Raw genomic sequence first — 12,926 nt, forward strand, 5'->3', positions numbered from 1 at the left:
GGGGCTTTGGTTTTTCAGCGCTTGGTCAATCAGACCATCTTGTCGCCAACGTGCAGGATTTTCATGCCGTTGGTGCCGCCGATGGTGTGGTAGCTGTCGCCCTTGGTCAGGATGACCCAGTCGCCTTTCTCGACCACGCCGCGAGCCAGCAGCTCGTCGATGGCCGCCTGGCTGACTTGCTCAGGTGGCAGGGATGCCGGGTCGAACGGGACGGTGTAGACGCCACGGAACATCGCCGCGCGGGCCTGGGTTTCACGATGCGGGGAGAACGCGTAGATCGGCACCGAGGAACGAATGCGCGACATGATCAACGGCGTGTAGCCACTTTCGGTGAGGGCGATGATCGCCTTGACGCCCGGGAAGTGGTTGGCGGTGTACATGGCGGCCAGGGCGATGCTCTGGTCGCAGCTTTCGAAGACCTTGCCGATGCGGTGGCTGGAGGTCTTGCTGGTCGGGTGCTTTTCCGCGCCGACGCAGATACGCGCCATCGCCTGCACAGCTTCCAGTGGGTACAGGCCGGCAGCACTTTCCGCCGAGAGCATCACGGCGTCGGTGTAGTCGAGCACGGCGTTGGCCACGTCGGACACTTCGGCACGGGTCGGCATCGGGTTCTGGATCATCGACTCCATCATCTGGGTCGCAACGATCACCGCTTTGTTGTGGCGGCGTGCGTGCAGGATGATCTTCTTCTGGATACCCACCAGCTCGGCGTCGCCGATTTCCACGCCGAGGTCGCCACGGGCAACCATCACTGCGTCGGAAGCCTTGATCAGGCCATCGAGGGTTTCGTCGTCGGCCACGGCTTCGGCACGTTCGATCTTGGCCACCAGCCAGGCGGTGCCGCCGGCTTCGTCGCGCAATTGACGGGCGTATTCCATGTCGGCGGCGTCACGCGGGAAGGACACGGCGAGGTAGTCGACCTGCATTTCGGCGGCGAGCTTGATGTCAGCCTTGTCTTTTTCAGTCAGGGCCGGAGCGGTCAGGCCGCCACCACGACGGTTGATGCCCTTGTGGTCCGACAGCGGGCCGCCGATGGTCACGGTGCAATGCAGTTCGGTGGCGCTGGCGGTATCAACACGCATGACCACGCGGCCGTCGTCGAGCAGCAACTCGTCGCCGACGCCGCAGTCCTTGACCAGGTCCGGGTAGTCGATGCCGACCACTTGCTGGTTGCCTTCGGTCAGAGGATGGCTGGTGGAGAAGGTGAATTGATCACCGATCTTCAGCTCGATCTTCTTGTTGGCGAATTTGGCGATACGGATTTTCGGGCCTTGCAGGTCGCCCAGCAGGGCGACGAAGCGCCCGTGCTTGGCCGCGAGGTCACGGACCAGCTTGGCGCGAGCCTTGTGCTCGTCGGGGGTGCCGTGGGAGAAGTTCAGGCGGGCAACGTCCAGGCCAGCGAGAATCAGCTGTTCGAGAACTTCCGGCGAGTTACTGGCCGGGCCAAGGGTAGCGACGATTTTGGTACGACGGACGGACATGCAAAGACTCCTGAGTTCAAGCGCTGAGTGAGGCTACTATGCTGGGAAGTTGTAGTCATTGTTCGTTTGCACTACTTATTGGATTCTTTATTGAACACGCCGCACTGAAGATTTTTGCCGCCGGGTCGATACAAAGCCCAAGACAGGAGAACTCTCATGCGATTCGTGCTTTTAGCTGCCCTGGCCCTGAGTGTCGTGGGCTGTACCCGTTGGTCGATGGACCATCACCTGAACACCGCCTACCGTGCCTACGACGCCGGCAACTGCGAGCGGGTGATGCTCGAACTGTCCCAGGTCGATCGCAAGAGCCGGGCGCGGCGCTACATCCAGCCTGAAGTGTCGATGTTGCGTGGCCAGTGCCTGGAGCGGCAGAAGCTCTATGTCGATGCCGCCCAGACCTACCAGTTCATCATGGCGCAGTACCCGAACAATGAGTACGCCTACCGTGCCCGCGCGCGCCTGGAAACCTTGCAGTCGCTGGGCTGGTACCCGCCGCGCAGCGCCAGAAGCATTCCCGCGGCATTGTAATGTCGGGTCTCATTTAACCACTGGCTGTGTTTCAGCCTTGAGCTAGTCTCTAGTGAGACGTTTCAGCGGGTCGACCCTGGACGTCGTTGATACCTGAGAACGGCAGAAATAGCGCGAGCGCAACGCGGGGGCGTTCGCACCGCAATCGGGGACAGCGAGCTCGCTCTGCAGGCTCGTTGCGAAGCAGTAGTGCGACCCTGCTCAAGGGCCTTGGCAAAGCGATACTCAGTATGTTCACAGAACGCCGGATCGAGCGGCACCAGTTGCCGTATTTTCTCAAAGTCTTCAACCGTATCACCGACAAACCCATTGGCTACATCGGCAATGTCTCGGAAGACGGGCTGATGCTGATCAGTCAGTTGCCGCTGATGCTGGGGGCGGTCTTTGACTTGCGCCTGAAGATCCCCGACGGCGATGGAGCCTGTCAGGTCATCGACCTGCGGGCCTGTTGCCTGTGGTGCCATGAAGACGCCACGCCCCATCATTACGACGCCGGGTTCGCCCTGCAGAATCCCCCGCCTGAATACGGCCAGATGGTCAGCGCGTTGCAGCGCTATTTCAGTTTTTATCCGGTCTCGGCATCGGCCTAGCCCCGGCCATGTGCAGGGGCAGCGCTAAAGCACGCCAGCTTTCTTCCAACTCAGGTAACGGGTGACCAGTTCGGTGCCCAGCTCACCGGGGCGGGTGTCCAGCACCGGCACGCCATGGGCGCTCAAGCGTTCATGCTGATCGGCCCGGGCGTTCAGGTAGTCCACCGTGCCGCAGTAGGCCAGGGCTTCGGGCAGGGTTTGCACCGGGACCTGGTGTAGCCGGTCGAGGACTTCCTCGCGCAGGCTCGCCACCAGCACCCGGTGCTGTCGGCCCAGGCGCTGGACCGCGCCGAGCAGGGTTTCGTCGGCTTCATCGCGCAGGTTAGTGACCAGCACCACCAGTGCCCGGCGCTGCTGGCGGGCGAGCAGTTGGCTGGCGGCGGCCAGGTAGTCAGCAGGGCGCTGGCTGCTGTCCAGGTCATAGAGGTTATTGAGCAGCACGTTCAATTGACCGTTGCCCTTACTCGGGGGCAGGTAGCGCGCCTGCTCGGTGGCGAACGTCATCAGGCCGACCGCGTCGCCCTGGCGCAGGGCGACGTAGCTGAGCAGCAGGCATGCATTGAGGGCGTGATCGAAGTGCGACAACTCGCCGTCCTGACTACGCATCGAGCGACCGCAGTCGAGCATGAAGATGATCTGCTGGTCCCGTTCGTCCTGGTACTCCCGGGCAATCGGTGTGCGTTGTCGGGCCGTGGCTTTCCAGTCGATCTGGCGCAGGCTATCGCCTTCGCGAAACTCGCGCAGTTGATGAAACTCCAGTCCCAGCCCGCGCCGCTGGCGCTGGCGTACGCCCAGTTGGCTGAGCCAGTTGTCGACCGCCAGCAGTTGTGCGCCATACAGGTGGGCGAAATCCGGATAGACCCGGGTGCTGTCCTGCAGCGTCAGGTACCTGCGGGCCGACCAAAGCCCCAAGGGCCCCGGCAGGTTGATTTCGCAACGCTCGAAACTGAAGTGCCCACGGCGCAAGGGGCGCAGTCGGTAGCTGAGTAGGTGAGTCTGGTCGGGATGCAGTTCGACCGTCTGGGGCAATCCCTCGAAGTCCAGGCCATCGGGAACATGATCGAACAGCTGCACGCTCAGGGGCTGTACGTAATCATGTTGCAGGCTGATCTGCACTTCGCTCCAGCGCCCCAGTGCCAGGCTGCCGGGCAGTTGCCGTTGCGCCCTGGGGGAGGGCCGGCGAATCAGGCGCGCAGCGTCGAGCAGGGCCAGCAGCAATAAAGCCAGCAACAATCCCCAGTTAATCGCCAGCAAGCTAGGTGCCACGTCGACGCCCAGGGCCCGGCAGGCGCCCAGCACGATGCTCAGACCCAACAGGGTGGCGAGCCAGGCCAGCAGCAGACGGGTCGGCTTCATGCTCAGGGCTTCCCAGGGACGATCATTGTCATGGTGCTATTCACAATCTGGGCGCCGGTACCTGGTCAAGCATTAGCTTGAGCACCTGGTCGACGTCCAGCCCTTCGATGTCCAACTCCGGTGCAATCCGCACGCGGTGGCGCAGCACCGCCAGCGCGCAGCCCTTGATGTCATCCGGGATGACGAACTCACCGCCGCGCAGCAGAGCCCGCGCCCGGGCCACCCGCACCAGCGCGATGGAGGCTCGAGGACCGGCGCCCAGAATCAGCCCCGGCCAACTGCGGGTGGTGCGGGCCAGGCGTACGGCATAGTCCAGTACCTGCTCGTCCAGCGGCAGATCGCTGGCAATCCGTTGCAGGGCGAGGATGTCCTTGGCTTGCAGCAAAGTGCGCAGCGGTTGCACGTCGAGCATGTCGGCGCGGGTCGAGCGACTGACCTGGCGCACCATGTCCAACTCCTGCTCGGCATCGGGGTAGTCCATGCGCACCTTGAGCATGAACCGATCGAGCTCGGCTTCCGGTAGAGGGTAGGTGCCTTCCTGTTCGATGGGGTTTTGCGTGGCCAGGACCATGAACGGCTGGGCGATCGGCAAGGCGCGACCTTCCAGTGTCACCTGGCGTTCCTGCATGGCTTCGAGCAAGGCGGCCTGGGTCTTGGCCGGGGCGCGGTTGATCTCGTCGGCCAGCAACAGGTTGGTGAACAGTGGGCCCTTGCGCAACTTGAACTGCTCGGTCTGCAGGTCGTAGACGGCATGCCCGGTGACGTCGCTGGGCATCAGGTCGGGAGTGAATTGAATCCGCGCGAAGTCGCCGCCAAAGCAGCGGGCCAGGGCGCGCACCAGCAAGGTCTTGCCCAGGCCAGGTACACCCTCGAGCAGCACATGGCCCCCGGCAATCAAGGCGCTCAACACATCGTCGATCACGCTTTCCTGGCCGATCACGGCCTTTCTCAATTCGACACGCAGGGCTTGCGCCAGTTGGCTGGCGCGTTGCCGTTGTTGCGCTGCGCGGGGTTGGCTAGGTGGTTCGAAGGCTTCACTCATAAGGCATTCCTGAGGGTTTGCAGGTGGGCGACCTGGCGGCTGAATTCGCTGCTGGACAGTCGTCGTTTCGCCAAGGGACCGAGCAACTGGCCAATGGTGTCGGCCGGGTGGCCGGTCAAGCGTGCGATGACCTGCCATTGTTCGGCAGTTTCCAGCTGTTCCAGGCCCGGGTGCCGCTGCCGGGCGCGGCGTTGCACATCGTGTTGCAGGCCTTGCAGAAGGCTGTGTTGCCCGGCGTTGCGCAGCAGGAAGTCAGCACTGGCGCCCACGTGCTCCTGCAACTGCCGGCGAGCCTTGGTCGCGGGGGCGATCAGTGGGCCCTGGCGCCAGCCGACGTGCCAGCACCACAGGCCAAGCAATGCAGCGAGAGCCACCAGCGCCTGGGGGAAATAGCGCAGCAACAGGGTCAGCAGGTGGTCGTGGGCAATGTCGAACAGCAGGGTGACTTCGGTGTCGGCGTTCAGGTACCAGAGCAGCCAGGCGTTGTCATAGTGGCCGATGTTGGGGTTTTTCCACAGGTCGGCATCGGTGATCACCGTGATCAGGCCTTCGCCGTAGGGCAGTTGCATCATGTGCGTGGCCAGGGCGCTGTTGGCCCAGGCCTGGGCCAGGTTTTGCGGGTCTTCGAGGTGGAACTGCGGATCGAAGCTGGCATAGGCCGGCGCTTGTTCGTCTTCCAGGTAAAGCTTGGTCAGCGTGGGATAGGGGACTGTCGTAGCCTCGGGCGGTGGCTCCTTGAGGTCCTTGCTCATGGATTGCTGCACCTGGACCCGGTCCAGCAGCAGGTCGGCGCTTTTGCCGGCCTTGGCGTCCCACAGGGCCTCGGCAACCAGCAGCAGGCGGCCGCCGGCGTGGGCCCAGGCCAGCACTTGCTCGACCTGCGCCGGGGTCATGTCGACACGCTCCCCCAGGAGCAACAGGCTGTGTTGCCGGGAGGGCAGCGGGGGCAGGGTCTCGAGGCTGTTGGCGTGGCTGACGCGCAGCCCTTGCTGGCGCAAAAAGTGCTCGGCGGCCAGGTACGGGTTGGCCTGGGCTTCGGGGGAGGGGCCGTGGTCGATGGTTTCTGCATAGGGCGTGGCCTGTAGGAACAGGTAGACCGCGACCGCCGCTAGCAGCCCGGCCAGCAGTGTGCCGAGAACCATCTGCAGCCGGTTCATTGACCCACTCCGTGGCCGAACAGCGCGCGCCAACCTGCGCAGAGTTGTGTTTGCAGGGCGAGTGGCGGGACGCGGTGACCGTAGGCGATATTTTGCCAATGCACGGTGAGGGTGCTGCTGAAGGCATGCAGTTGCGGCTGCTGCAGACGCTGGACATGGTCCAGCACCTGGCCTTCGGTGTCGGCACTGGTCAACGGCAACGCGTAGTCGTGCAGCAAGCGCACCAGCAGCGCCCGATACAGCAAGCCGAGGGCCTCACGAGGCTGGCTCGCCCAGAGCCGCTCGACCTCGGCGGCGACGTCGTCCGGCAGGGAGTCACGGCCTAGGTCGAGGCCGAACAGTTGCGCCGGCAGCGGGCGCTGGGGGCTGAGTTGAGGTGCCGGGCGGCGGCTGACGAAGGTCTGCAGCCACTCGCGGTAGCGCCAGGCCAGTAACACCAGCAGGCCGATGACCGTCGTCCACAACAGGACTTCGATGATGGACGCCAGGCTGGCCAAGCGCGGGCTGTCGAACAACTCGAGCAACGCCTTGAGCCAGCCGGGTGCCTGGCCCGCCTGGGTTCGTTCGGGCTCGCCGTCACCCAGGCGATAGCGGGTCAGGGTCTCGGTGTTCTTGAACGGCGGGGCGTCGAGTATGGCATTGATGGCGCTGCTGGCAGCCTGGCTGTTGAGGGGTTGCTGGAGCAGGCGCGGGCTGGCGGGCGCGGCGCTCGATTCGGCGGCCAGCAGCGGTTGCCCGGCAGGCCCTACCAGCAGCAGGCCGAGCATCAGCACGCTGGCGACCACCGCGCTCAGGCGTTGGCGCAGGCGCCGGAATACCAGCTCGATGTCCCAGGCTTCCAGCGTGGTGCGCCGGTTCAGGTATAGGCTGAAACCACAGGCCACATACACCGGTTCCCAGACGATCAGGATCAGCACGTACAGCGCGTTACTCAGGTGCTCAAGCCACAGCCAGTCCTGAGCGCTGCTGGCGATCATGGTTTGCCAATCCCAATCCAGTTCGATCTGCCCAGGTAGGAACAGGTAGAACAGGCTGATGGTGCCGATCCACAGCACGCTTTCCAGCAGCATCCCAATGAGTGTCAGCCAGCGCGCTGCCCCGGCGTCGCGTTGCTGCAACACCGCCAGGCGCTGCTGGCGCGCCACGCCGCCCAGTCCCTCTAGCTGCAGCACCGGCAAGGTGAAGCTGCGGCTCAGGCTCAGGCGTCGCCAGGTCAGGCTGGCGAGCAACTGTGGCTTGAGCAGGCGTGGCCATTGGCGCAAGGCCTGCTGCACGCTGGGCGCCTGGCCGAACAACGCGCTGGAAAGGATGTACAACGGCAGGCGCTCGAACGCCGGCTTCAGCCACCAGAACAGCCCCAGGGCGAGTGCGGGGGATTCCCACAGCAGCACGCTGAGCAGGACAAACACTGGCACGGTGACCAGCGCCCAACTGCCCATCAGCACCCGGCGATGACGCTGGCTCAGCAGGATCCCCAGGTCCATGGCTTCCCAGGTGGTGCGTGGGCGAATCACGACGCTGGCGTCATTCAGGCGCATGGCGACCCCGTCCCGCACCGAACAGGTAGAGCCCCACCAGTAACCACAGGGCCGCCCCGACCAGGTATTTGCTCAGCGGCGCCGGCCCGGTGTGTGCCGACCAATAGGCCTCGATGAACGCAGCAATCAGCAGGAACAGCATCACCCCGCAAATCATCAGCACGCTCTTGCGCGCGGCCAGGCGCAGGGCTTCACCTCGGGGTAGCCGCCCGGGGGCGATCAGCGCCCAGCCCAGTTGCAAGCCAGCCGCACCGGCCAGGGCGATGGCGCTGAGTTCAAAGGCACCGTGGCCGACGACGAACGACCAGAAGCTTTCGCCGTAGCCGATGCGCGTCAGGTGGCCGGCAATGGCCCCGATCAGCAGCCCGTTGAACATCAGGAAAAACACACTGCCCAGGCCAAACAGCAGGCCGCTGGCGAAGGTCTGAAAGGCTATGCCGATGTTGTGCATGATGTAGTAGCCGAACATCACCCAGTTATCGCTGGCGGCGCGCTCGGTGTCGCGGCCCAGGTGTCCGGCGGCCGGGTCGTACATACCTTGCATCTGCGCGACCTGATCGCCCGGCATGATGCTGTAGACCAGGTCGGGAAACAGGTACACCAACAAGGCGGTGCCCAGCAGCGAGCCGAAAAACAACAAGCCGGCCGCCAGCACGAACGGCCATTGCTCACGCACCAGGCGCGGAAAGCCGGCCAGGACAAAGGCTAGCAACTGGGCGCCGAGGTGGCTGCGATGGCGGTACAACTGCTGGTGTCCGCGCAGCACGAGGTGCTGCAAGGGGTCGACCAGGTAACTGCTGTAGCCGCGCTCCTGCGCCAGCGCCAGGTGTTGGCACAGGCGCCGATAGTCCCTGGGGAATGCGCGGGCCTCCTCGGCGCTGGCCTTGCCGCGCTCCAGTAGATCGAGCCGGTGGGCGAACTGCTGCCAGTGGGCTTGATGGCGGATTTCGAACTGGCTTTGCTTCATGTCGGCCCCAACAAGCCACGGGCGATGCCATTGAGCTCGGCGACTGCCTGCGTCGGCGCGACCTGCAGCGGCTCGGCGAGCAGCGTCGCCAGTTCAGTGACCCGTGCGCTGGAAAGCTGCGCCTGGCGTTCGGCAAAACCCAGCACTGCGCGTTGCTCATTCAGGCTCAAGGTAAAAGGCGCGCGCAGGGGCTGGGCGGCTGGCAACTGCGGGCAGTGTACCGGCTGTTCGCGATAGATCACCAGGGTGCCGGCGGCCATGTCGCCCAGGCGCTTGAAGGTCGGATGCTGCAGGCAACTAATGGCGCCCAGGGCGTAGCCCAGGGGCAGCATGTCGACGAACCGCAGTAGGTTGCGGATCAGCGAGGCCGACCAGCCGACCGGGGTACCGTCGTCCTGCACCACGCGCAATCCCAGCAGTTGTTTTCCGGGCGAACGGCCTTGGTTGAGGACTTCGAACAGCACCATGTACCACCAACTGACGACAAACAGCAGCAGCGAGCCCAGCCCCATACCCAGCTTGCCGAGAAACCCCAGGCCGAGGAACAGCAGGCCCAGTACCAGGGCGCGCAGCCCAAGGTCGATGGCAAATGCCAGGGCGCGGGGCGGCAACCCGGCCGGGCGCAGTGGCAAGTCGATGCCTTCGGGCGTTTCGACCTGGTACCGCGTATCCAGAGGCGGGGGCAGCGGTGCTTTCCTTGGCAGTGCTGAGGTAGGGATCATGGGCAGCCTGGTGATGGAGCCAGTTCGGGACGTTACCTGGGCTCGATGCTAGCAGCCTTCGCCAGCGCAAACGACCTGTGTCTGGGCGATCCTGACTTTGCCACGTAACGTTCTAAAGCAAGATAGCTGGCCGGCACTGCGTTTGAGCGCCTAGACTTCGTCGGTCTCAAGTTCAGGAACAGCCCGTGACCTCTATCTTCTGGTACGACTACGAAACCACCGGGATCACCCCGCGCTGCGACCGCCCGCTGCAAGTGGCCGGGATCCGCACCGACTTCGAACTCAACGAGATCGATGCGCCGGTCAATCTCTACTGTCAGCCCAGCGACGACATCCTGCCGCATCCGGCCGCCTGCGCGATCACCGGGATCACCCCGAGTCGCCTGGCCGAGCAAGGTTTGAGCGAGGCGGATTTCATGACCCGGGTGCATGCCCAACTGGCAGCTCCAGGGACCTGCGGCGCCGGTTACAACACCTTGCGTTTCGACGATGAAATGACGCGCTACAGCTTGTACCGCAATTTTTTCGACCCCTATGCTCGCGAATGGCAGGGCGGCAACAGCCGCTGGGACCTGATCGACGTGGTGCGTGCGGCCTATGCATTACGCCCGGACGGTATCGTCTGGCCGCAGGAAGAAGGGCGTGTCACGCTCAAGCTCGAACGCCTGACGGTCGCCAACGGCCTGGACCATGGCCAGGCCCACGAAGCCTTGTCCGATGTGCGCGCCACCATTGCCCTGGCGCGGCTGATTCGTGACCGTCAGCCCAAGCTCTATGACTGGCTGTTCAAGTTGCGCAGCAAACAAAAAGTCATGGACCAGATTCGCCTGCTGCAACCGATGGTGCATATCTCCGGGCGCTTTTCTGCCGAGCGCAGTTATGTGGGCGTCGTCCTGCCGCTGGCCTGGCATCCGCGCAATCGTAATGCACTGATTGTCTGCGACCTGCACCTGGACCCCGAGGGCCTGCTGGCAGATGACGTCGAAACCCTGCGTCAGCGCCTGTACACCCGCCATGCGGATTTGCCCGAGGGGGCGCTTGCGGTGCCGCTCAAACTGATTCACATCAACCGCTGCCCGGTAGTGGCGCCGTTGTCGGTATTGCGGGCCGAGGATCAGCAACGACTGCAATTGGACATGGCGCTGTATCAGGCGCGGGCGCTGCGGCTAAGTGACGCACAGGAACTTTGGCGAGATAAAGTTCCAGCCATTTATGCCCAGGACGACTTCACCCCCAGCGATGACCCTGAGCAACAGTTGTACGATGGTTTCATTGGTGACCGTGACCGACGTTTATGCGAGCAAGTGAGAGCGGCCGACCCACAGCAATTAGCGCAAGAACAATGGCCGTTCGATGATGAACGTTTACCGGAATTATTATTTCGATATCGCGCGCGCAACTTCCCCGAGACCTTGAATGAACAGGAGCAAGAACGTTGGAAATTATTTTGCCAGCAGCGTTTGAGCGATGCTCGATGGGAAGCGCCCAATACCGTGCAGGCATTTGATCAAGCCTGCGAGCAATGGTCGCAGAATGCCGCGGGCGGAACGCTTGAGGTTCTGCAGGAATGGCGCGAGTACGTGGCGCTATTGCGCAAACGTTTGGATATTTGAAATGCCCTGATGAAATGTGTTGAATAACATGGATAAAAAAACGCCAGCGAAAGCTGGCGTTTTTTTGTTCGCAAGTGAACCTGCGAGACGGGTCGCGGCTTAGCCCAGCAGGGTTGCCCAGCCTTCAACCACGTCGCCGCCCCACTTGGCTTTCCACTCTTTCAGAGTCTTGTGGTTGCCACCTTTGGTTTCGATGACTTCGCCGTTGTGCGGGTTCTTGTATTGTTTAACCTTGCGTGCACGCTTGGTGCCGGTAGTTTTCACTGCGCCGCGTGGGGCTTTAACTTTAGATTCCGGATCCAGCAGGGCGATGATATCGCGCAGGGATTTGGAGTATTCGCCCATCAGGGTGCGCAGTTTGCCTTCGAATTCCAGCTCGGTTTGCAGTTTGTCGTCTTGGGACAGGTTCTTCAAACGGGCTTGCAGCTCTTTGATAGCTTCTTCGGTGGCGCGGTATTCGTTGATCAGGGACATGAGGACTACCTTATGTTAGGCACAGGATGCAGGGGACAGTGGCGCAATAATAGTCAGGGTGTTTCATCAAGTAAACATATAAGCGAACTTTTATTTGATTTGATTAGAGTCAATGGCAGACAAATACACTGACAGTTAAAACATCAGCGGTAATGATCACAGTTATTCACAAAGGCCTTCTTGCGTATTCTCACAAGGCGTCCTGCGCCAGCATGCAGTGCTGCTAATCGGCCGACGACGGCCTGCTTGCGCAGGCGGCAGATGGGGCAATTGCTGATCAATACTGCAGTTTTGCTGCGCAATCGCTAGAATGGCGGCCTTTGCGAAGTTCTGGAGTTTTCCCCCTATGCGCACTTTTCGGCTAGTGATCGCTTGCCCGGACGGCGTCGGCATCGTTGCTAAGGTCAGTAACTTTCTGGCGTCACACAATGGCTGGATCACTGAAGCGAGCCATCACTCGGACAATCTCAGTGGCTGGTTCTTCATGCGTCACGAAATTCGGGCCGACTCCTTGCCGTTTGGTCTGGAGGCCTTTCGTGAGGCATTTGCCCCGATCGCCGAAGAGTTCTCGATGAACTGGCGTATCACCGACACCGCGCAGAAAAAACGCGTGGTGTTGATGGCCAGCCGTGAATCCCACTGCCTGGCCGACCTGCTGCACCGCTGGCACAGCGACGAGCTGGACTGCGAAATTTCCTGTGTGATCTCCAACCACAACGACCTGCGCAGCATGGTCGAGTGGCACGGCATTCCTTACTACCATGTGCCGGTGGATCCGCAGAACAAAGAGCCGGCGTTTGCCGAAGTGTCGCGCCTGGTCAAGCAGCACGATGCTGAAGTGGTGGTGCTGGCGCGCTACATGCAAATCCTGCCGCCTGAGCTGTGCAGCGAGTACGCGCACAAGGTGATCAACATCCACCACAGCTTCCTGCCGTCGTTCGTGGGGGCCAAGCCTTACCACCAGGCCTCGATGCGTGGTGTTAAGCTGATTGGCGCCACTTGCCACTACGTCACCGAAGAGCTGGACGCCGGTCCGATCATCGAGCAGGACGTGGTGCGCGTCAGCCACAGCGATAGCATCGAAGACATGGTGCGTTTCGGCCGTGACGTCGAGAAGATGGTGTTGGCCCGCGGCCTGCGCTATCACCTGGAAGACCGCGTGCTGGTGCATGGCAACAAGACCGTGGTGTTCTGATTCGCCGCCGACAGGCACGAGGGCCTCAAGCGTTGTACGCTTGAGGCCCTTTTTTATTGAAGGTGCGGACCATGAGCGATCCACTGGACAAGGCCACCTCCACAGCCCCCGCCACCCTGGGTGAAGGCTGCCTGAGCCGTTACGACCCCGATGACTTGAGTAGCGAGGACGGCACCGAGTTTCCCGGTGCGGCCGAGTTGTGGCAGCAGTTACAGGACCAGCCGGAACCTGAAGGCAAGTCCTGACAGATCCTGCCAGCGCAT

General features: G+C 62.5%; 13 protein-coding genes. 5 read left to right on the plus strand and 8 right to left on the minus strand.

Features of this window, described 5'->3' with window-relative positions; all coding sequences use genetic code 11:
- Positions 1 to 29: 29 nt before the first annotated feature.
- Positions 30 to 1,481 (minus strand): pyruvate kinase, encoded by a 1,452-nt coding sequence (gene pyk, locus ACIOVD_RS04525; RefSeq protein ID WP_095165807.1) that lies wholly within the window; start codon positions 1,479 to 1,481, stop codon positions 30 to 32.
- 156 nt (positions 1,482 to 1,637) lie between these two features.
- Between pyk and ACIOVD_RS04530 the strand changes: the two genes are divergently transcribed.
- The gene (locus tag ACIOVD_RS04530) at positions 1,638 to 2,009 is read left to right on the plus strand and encodes a hypothetical protein (protein ID WP_095165805.1); all 372 of its coding nucleotides are present in this window, start codon (positions 1,638 to 1,640) and stop codon (positions 2,007 to 2,009) included.
- A 230-nt stretch (positions 2,010 to 2,239) separates the two neighbouring features.
- Positions 2,240 to 2,599, plus strand: coding sequence for a PilZ domain-containing protein (locus tag ACIOVD_RS04535; protein ID WP_095165803.1), 360 nt, complete (start codon positions 2,240 to 2,242; stop codon positions 2,597 to 2,599).
- Positions 2,600 to 2,623: 24 nt separating this feature from the next.
- Here ACIOVD_RS04535 and ACIOVD_RS04540 read toward each other — a convergent pair whose 3' ends face one another.
- Genes ACIOVD_RS04540 through ACIOVD_RS04565 form a run of 6 tightly spaced genes read right to left on the minus strand, consistent with a single transcriptional unit; the run spans position 2,624 to position 9,381 of the window.
- Complete coding sequence (locus ACIOVD_RS04540) at positions 2,624 to 3,955, minus strand: DUF58 domain-containing protein (protein ID WP_401126352.1); 1,332 nt, start codon at positions 3,953 to 3,955, stop codon at positions 2,624 to 2,626.
- Between the two features lie 40 nt (positions 3,956 to 3,995).
- The gene (locus ACIOVD_RS04545) at positions 3,996 to 4,997 is read right to left on the minus strand and encodes a MoxR family ATPase (RefSeq protein ID WP_095165800.1); all 1,002 of its coding nucleotides are present in this window, start codon (positions 4,995 to 4,997) and stop codon (positions 3,996 to 3,998) included.
- Positions 4,994 to 6,154 carry a DUF4350 domain-containing protein gene (locus tag ACIOVD_RS04550; protein WP_401126354.1) on the minus strand — a complete coding sequence of 387 codons (1,161 nt, stop codon included), beginning with the start codon at positions 6,152 to 6,154 and terminating at the stop codon, positions 4,994 to 4,996. Before ACIOVD_RS04550 ends, ACIOVD_RS04545 begins: the two co-directional genes overlap by 4 nt.
- Positions 6,151 to 7,692: a DUF4129 domain-containing protein gene (locus ACIOVD_RS04555; RefSeq protein WP_401126355.1), complete on the minus strand. Its 1,542-nt coding sequence runs from the start codon at positions 7,690 to 7,692 to the stop codon at positions 6,151 to 6,153. The genes ACIOVD_RS04550 and ACIOVD_RS04555 overlap by 4 nt, the downstream gene beginning before the upstream one ends.
- Positions 7,679 to 8,659, minus strand: a complete 981-nt coding sequence (locus tag ACIOVD_RS04560) for a stage II sporulation protein M (RefSeq protein WP_401126356.1) — start codon at positions 8,657 to 8,659, stop codon at positions 7,679 to 7,681. The genes ACIOVD_RS04555 and ACIOVD_RS04560 overlap by 14 nt, the downstream gene beginning before the upstream one ends.
- Positions 8,656 to 9,381 carry an RDD family protein gene (locus tag ACIOVD_RS04565; protein ID WP_401126358.1) on the minus strand — a complete coding sequence of 242 codons (726 nt, stop codon included), beginning with the start codon at positions 9,379 to 9,381 and terminating at the stop codon, positions 8,656 to 8,658. The genes ACIOVD_RS04560 and ACIOVD_RS04565 overlap by 4 nt, the downstream gene beginning before the upstream one ends.
- A gap of 185 nt (positions 9,382 to 9,566) precedes the next feature.
- Here ACIOVD_RS04565 and sbcB point away from each other — a divergent pair, with 185 nt between their 5' ends.
- Entirely contained in the window at positions 9,567 to 10,994 is a 1,428-nt protein-coding gene (gene sbcB / locus ACIOVD_RS04570; RefSeq protein WP_401126360.1) for an exodeoxyribonuclease I, read from the plus strand.
- A 99-nt stretch (positions 10,995 to 11,093) separates the two neighbouring features.
- Here the strand turns inward: sbcB and mvaT are convergent, their stop codons facing one another.
- Positions 11,094 to 11,468: a histone-like nucleoid-structuring protein MvaT gene (gene mvaT, locus ACIOVD_RS04575; RefSeq protein ID WP_005790963.1), complete on the minus strand. Its 375-nt coding sequence runs from the start codon at positions 11,466 to 11,468 to the stop codon at positions 11,094 to 11,096.
- Between the two features lie 346 nt (positions 11,469 to 11,814).
- Here mvaT and purU point away from each other — a divergent pair, with 346 nt between their 5' ends.
- A complete protein-coding gene (gene purU / locus ACIOVD_RS04580) occupies positions 11,815 to 12,663 on the plus strand; it encodes a formyltetrahydrofolate deformylase (RefSeq protein ID WP_095165714.1) in 849 nt (282 codons plus the stop codon).
- Positions 12,664 to 12,734: 71 nt separating this feature from the next.
- Complete coding sequence (locus ACIOVD_RS04585) at positions 12,735 to 12,908, plus strand: hypothetical protein (protein ID WP_174244594.1); 174 nt, start codon at positions 12,735 to 12,737, stop codon at positions 12,906 to 12,908.
- Positions 12,909 to 12,926 lie beyond the last annotated feature (18 nt).

This window comes from Pseudomonas sp. NPDC087626, assembly GCF_044743405.1.
GTDB lineage: Bacteria > Pseudomonadota > Gammaproteobacteria > Pseudomonadales > Pseudomonadaceae > Aquipseudomonas.

Coding starts and splice junctions, on each gene's coding strand:
- ACIOVD_RS04535 (WP_095165803.1), top strand. CDS start 2,240: ATGTTCACAGAACGCCGGATCGAGCGGCACCAGTTGCCGTATTTTCTC.
- ACIOVD_RS04565 (WP_401126358.1), bottom strand. CDS start 9,381: ATGATCCCTACCTCAGCACTGCCAAGGAAAGCACCGCTGCCCCCGCCT.
- purU (WP_095165714.1), top strand. CDS start 11,815: ATGCGCACTTTTCGGCTAGTGATCGCTTGCCCGGACGGCGTCGGCATC.
- ACIOVD_RS04550 (WP_401126354.1), bottom strand. CDS start 6,154: ATGAACCGGCTGCAGATGGTTCTCGGCACACTGCTGGCCGGGCTGCTA.
- ACIOVD_RS04540 (WP_401126352.1), bottom strand. CDS start 3,955: ATGAAGCCGACCCGTCTGCTGCTGGCCTGGCTCGCCACCCTGTTGGGT.
- ACIOVD_RS04530 (WP_095165805.1), top strand. CDS start 1,638: ATGCGATTCGTGCTTTTAGCTGCCCTGGCCCTGAGTGTCGTGGGCTGT.
- ACIOVD_RS04585 (WP_174244594.1), top strand. CDS start 12,735: ATGAGCGATCCACTGGACAAGGCCACCTCCACAGCCCCCGCCACCCTG.
- ACIOVD_RS04545 (WP_095165800.1), bottom strand. CDS start 4,997: ATGAGTGAAGCCTTCGAACCACCTAGCCAACCCCGCGCAGCGCAACAA.
- ACIOVD_RS04560 (WP_401126356.1), bottom strand. CDS start 8,659: ATGAAGCAAAGCCAGTTCGAAATCCGCCATCAAGCCCACTGGCAGCAG.
- pyk (WP_095165807.1), bottom strand. CDS start 1,481: ATGTCCGTCCGTCGTACCAAAATCGTCGCTACCCTTGGCCCGGCCAGT.
- ACIOVD_RS04555 (WP_401126355.1), bottom strand. CDS start 7,692: ATGCGCCTGAATGACGCCAGCGTCGTGATTCGCCCACGCACCACCTGG.
- mvaT (WP_005790963.1), bottom strand. CDS start 11,468: ATGTCCCTGATCAACGAATACCGCGCCACCGAAGAAGCTATCAAAGAG.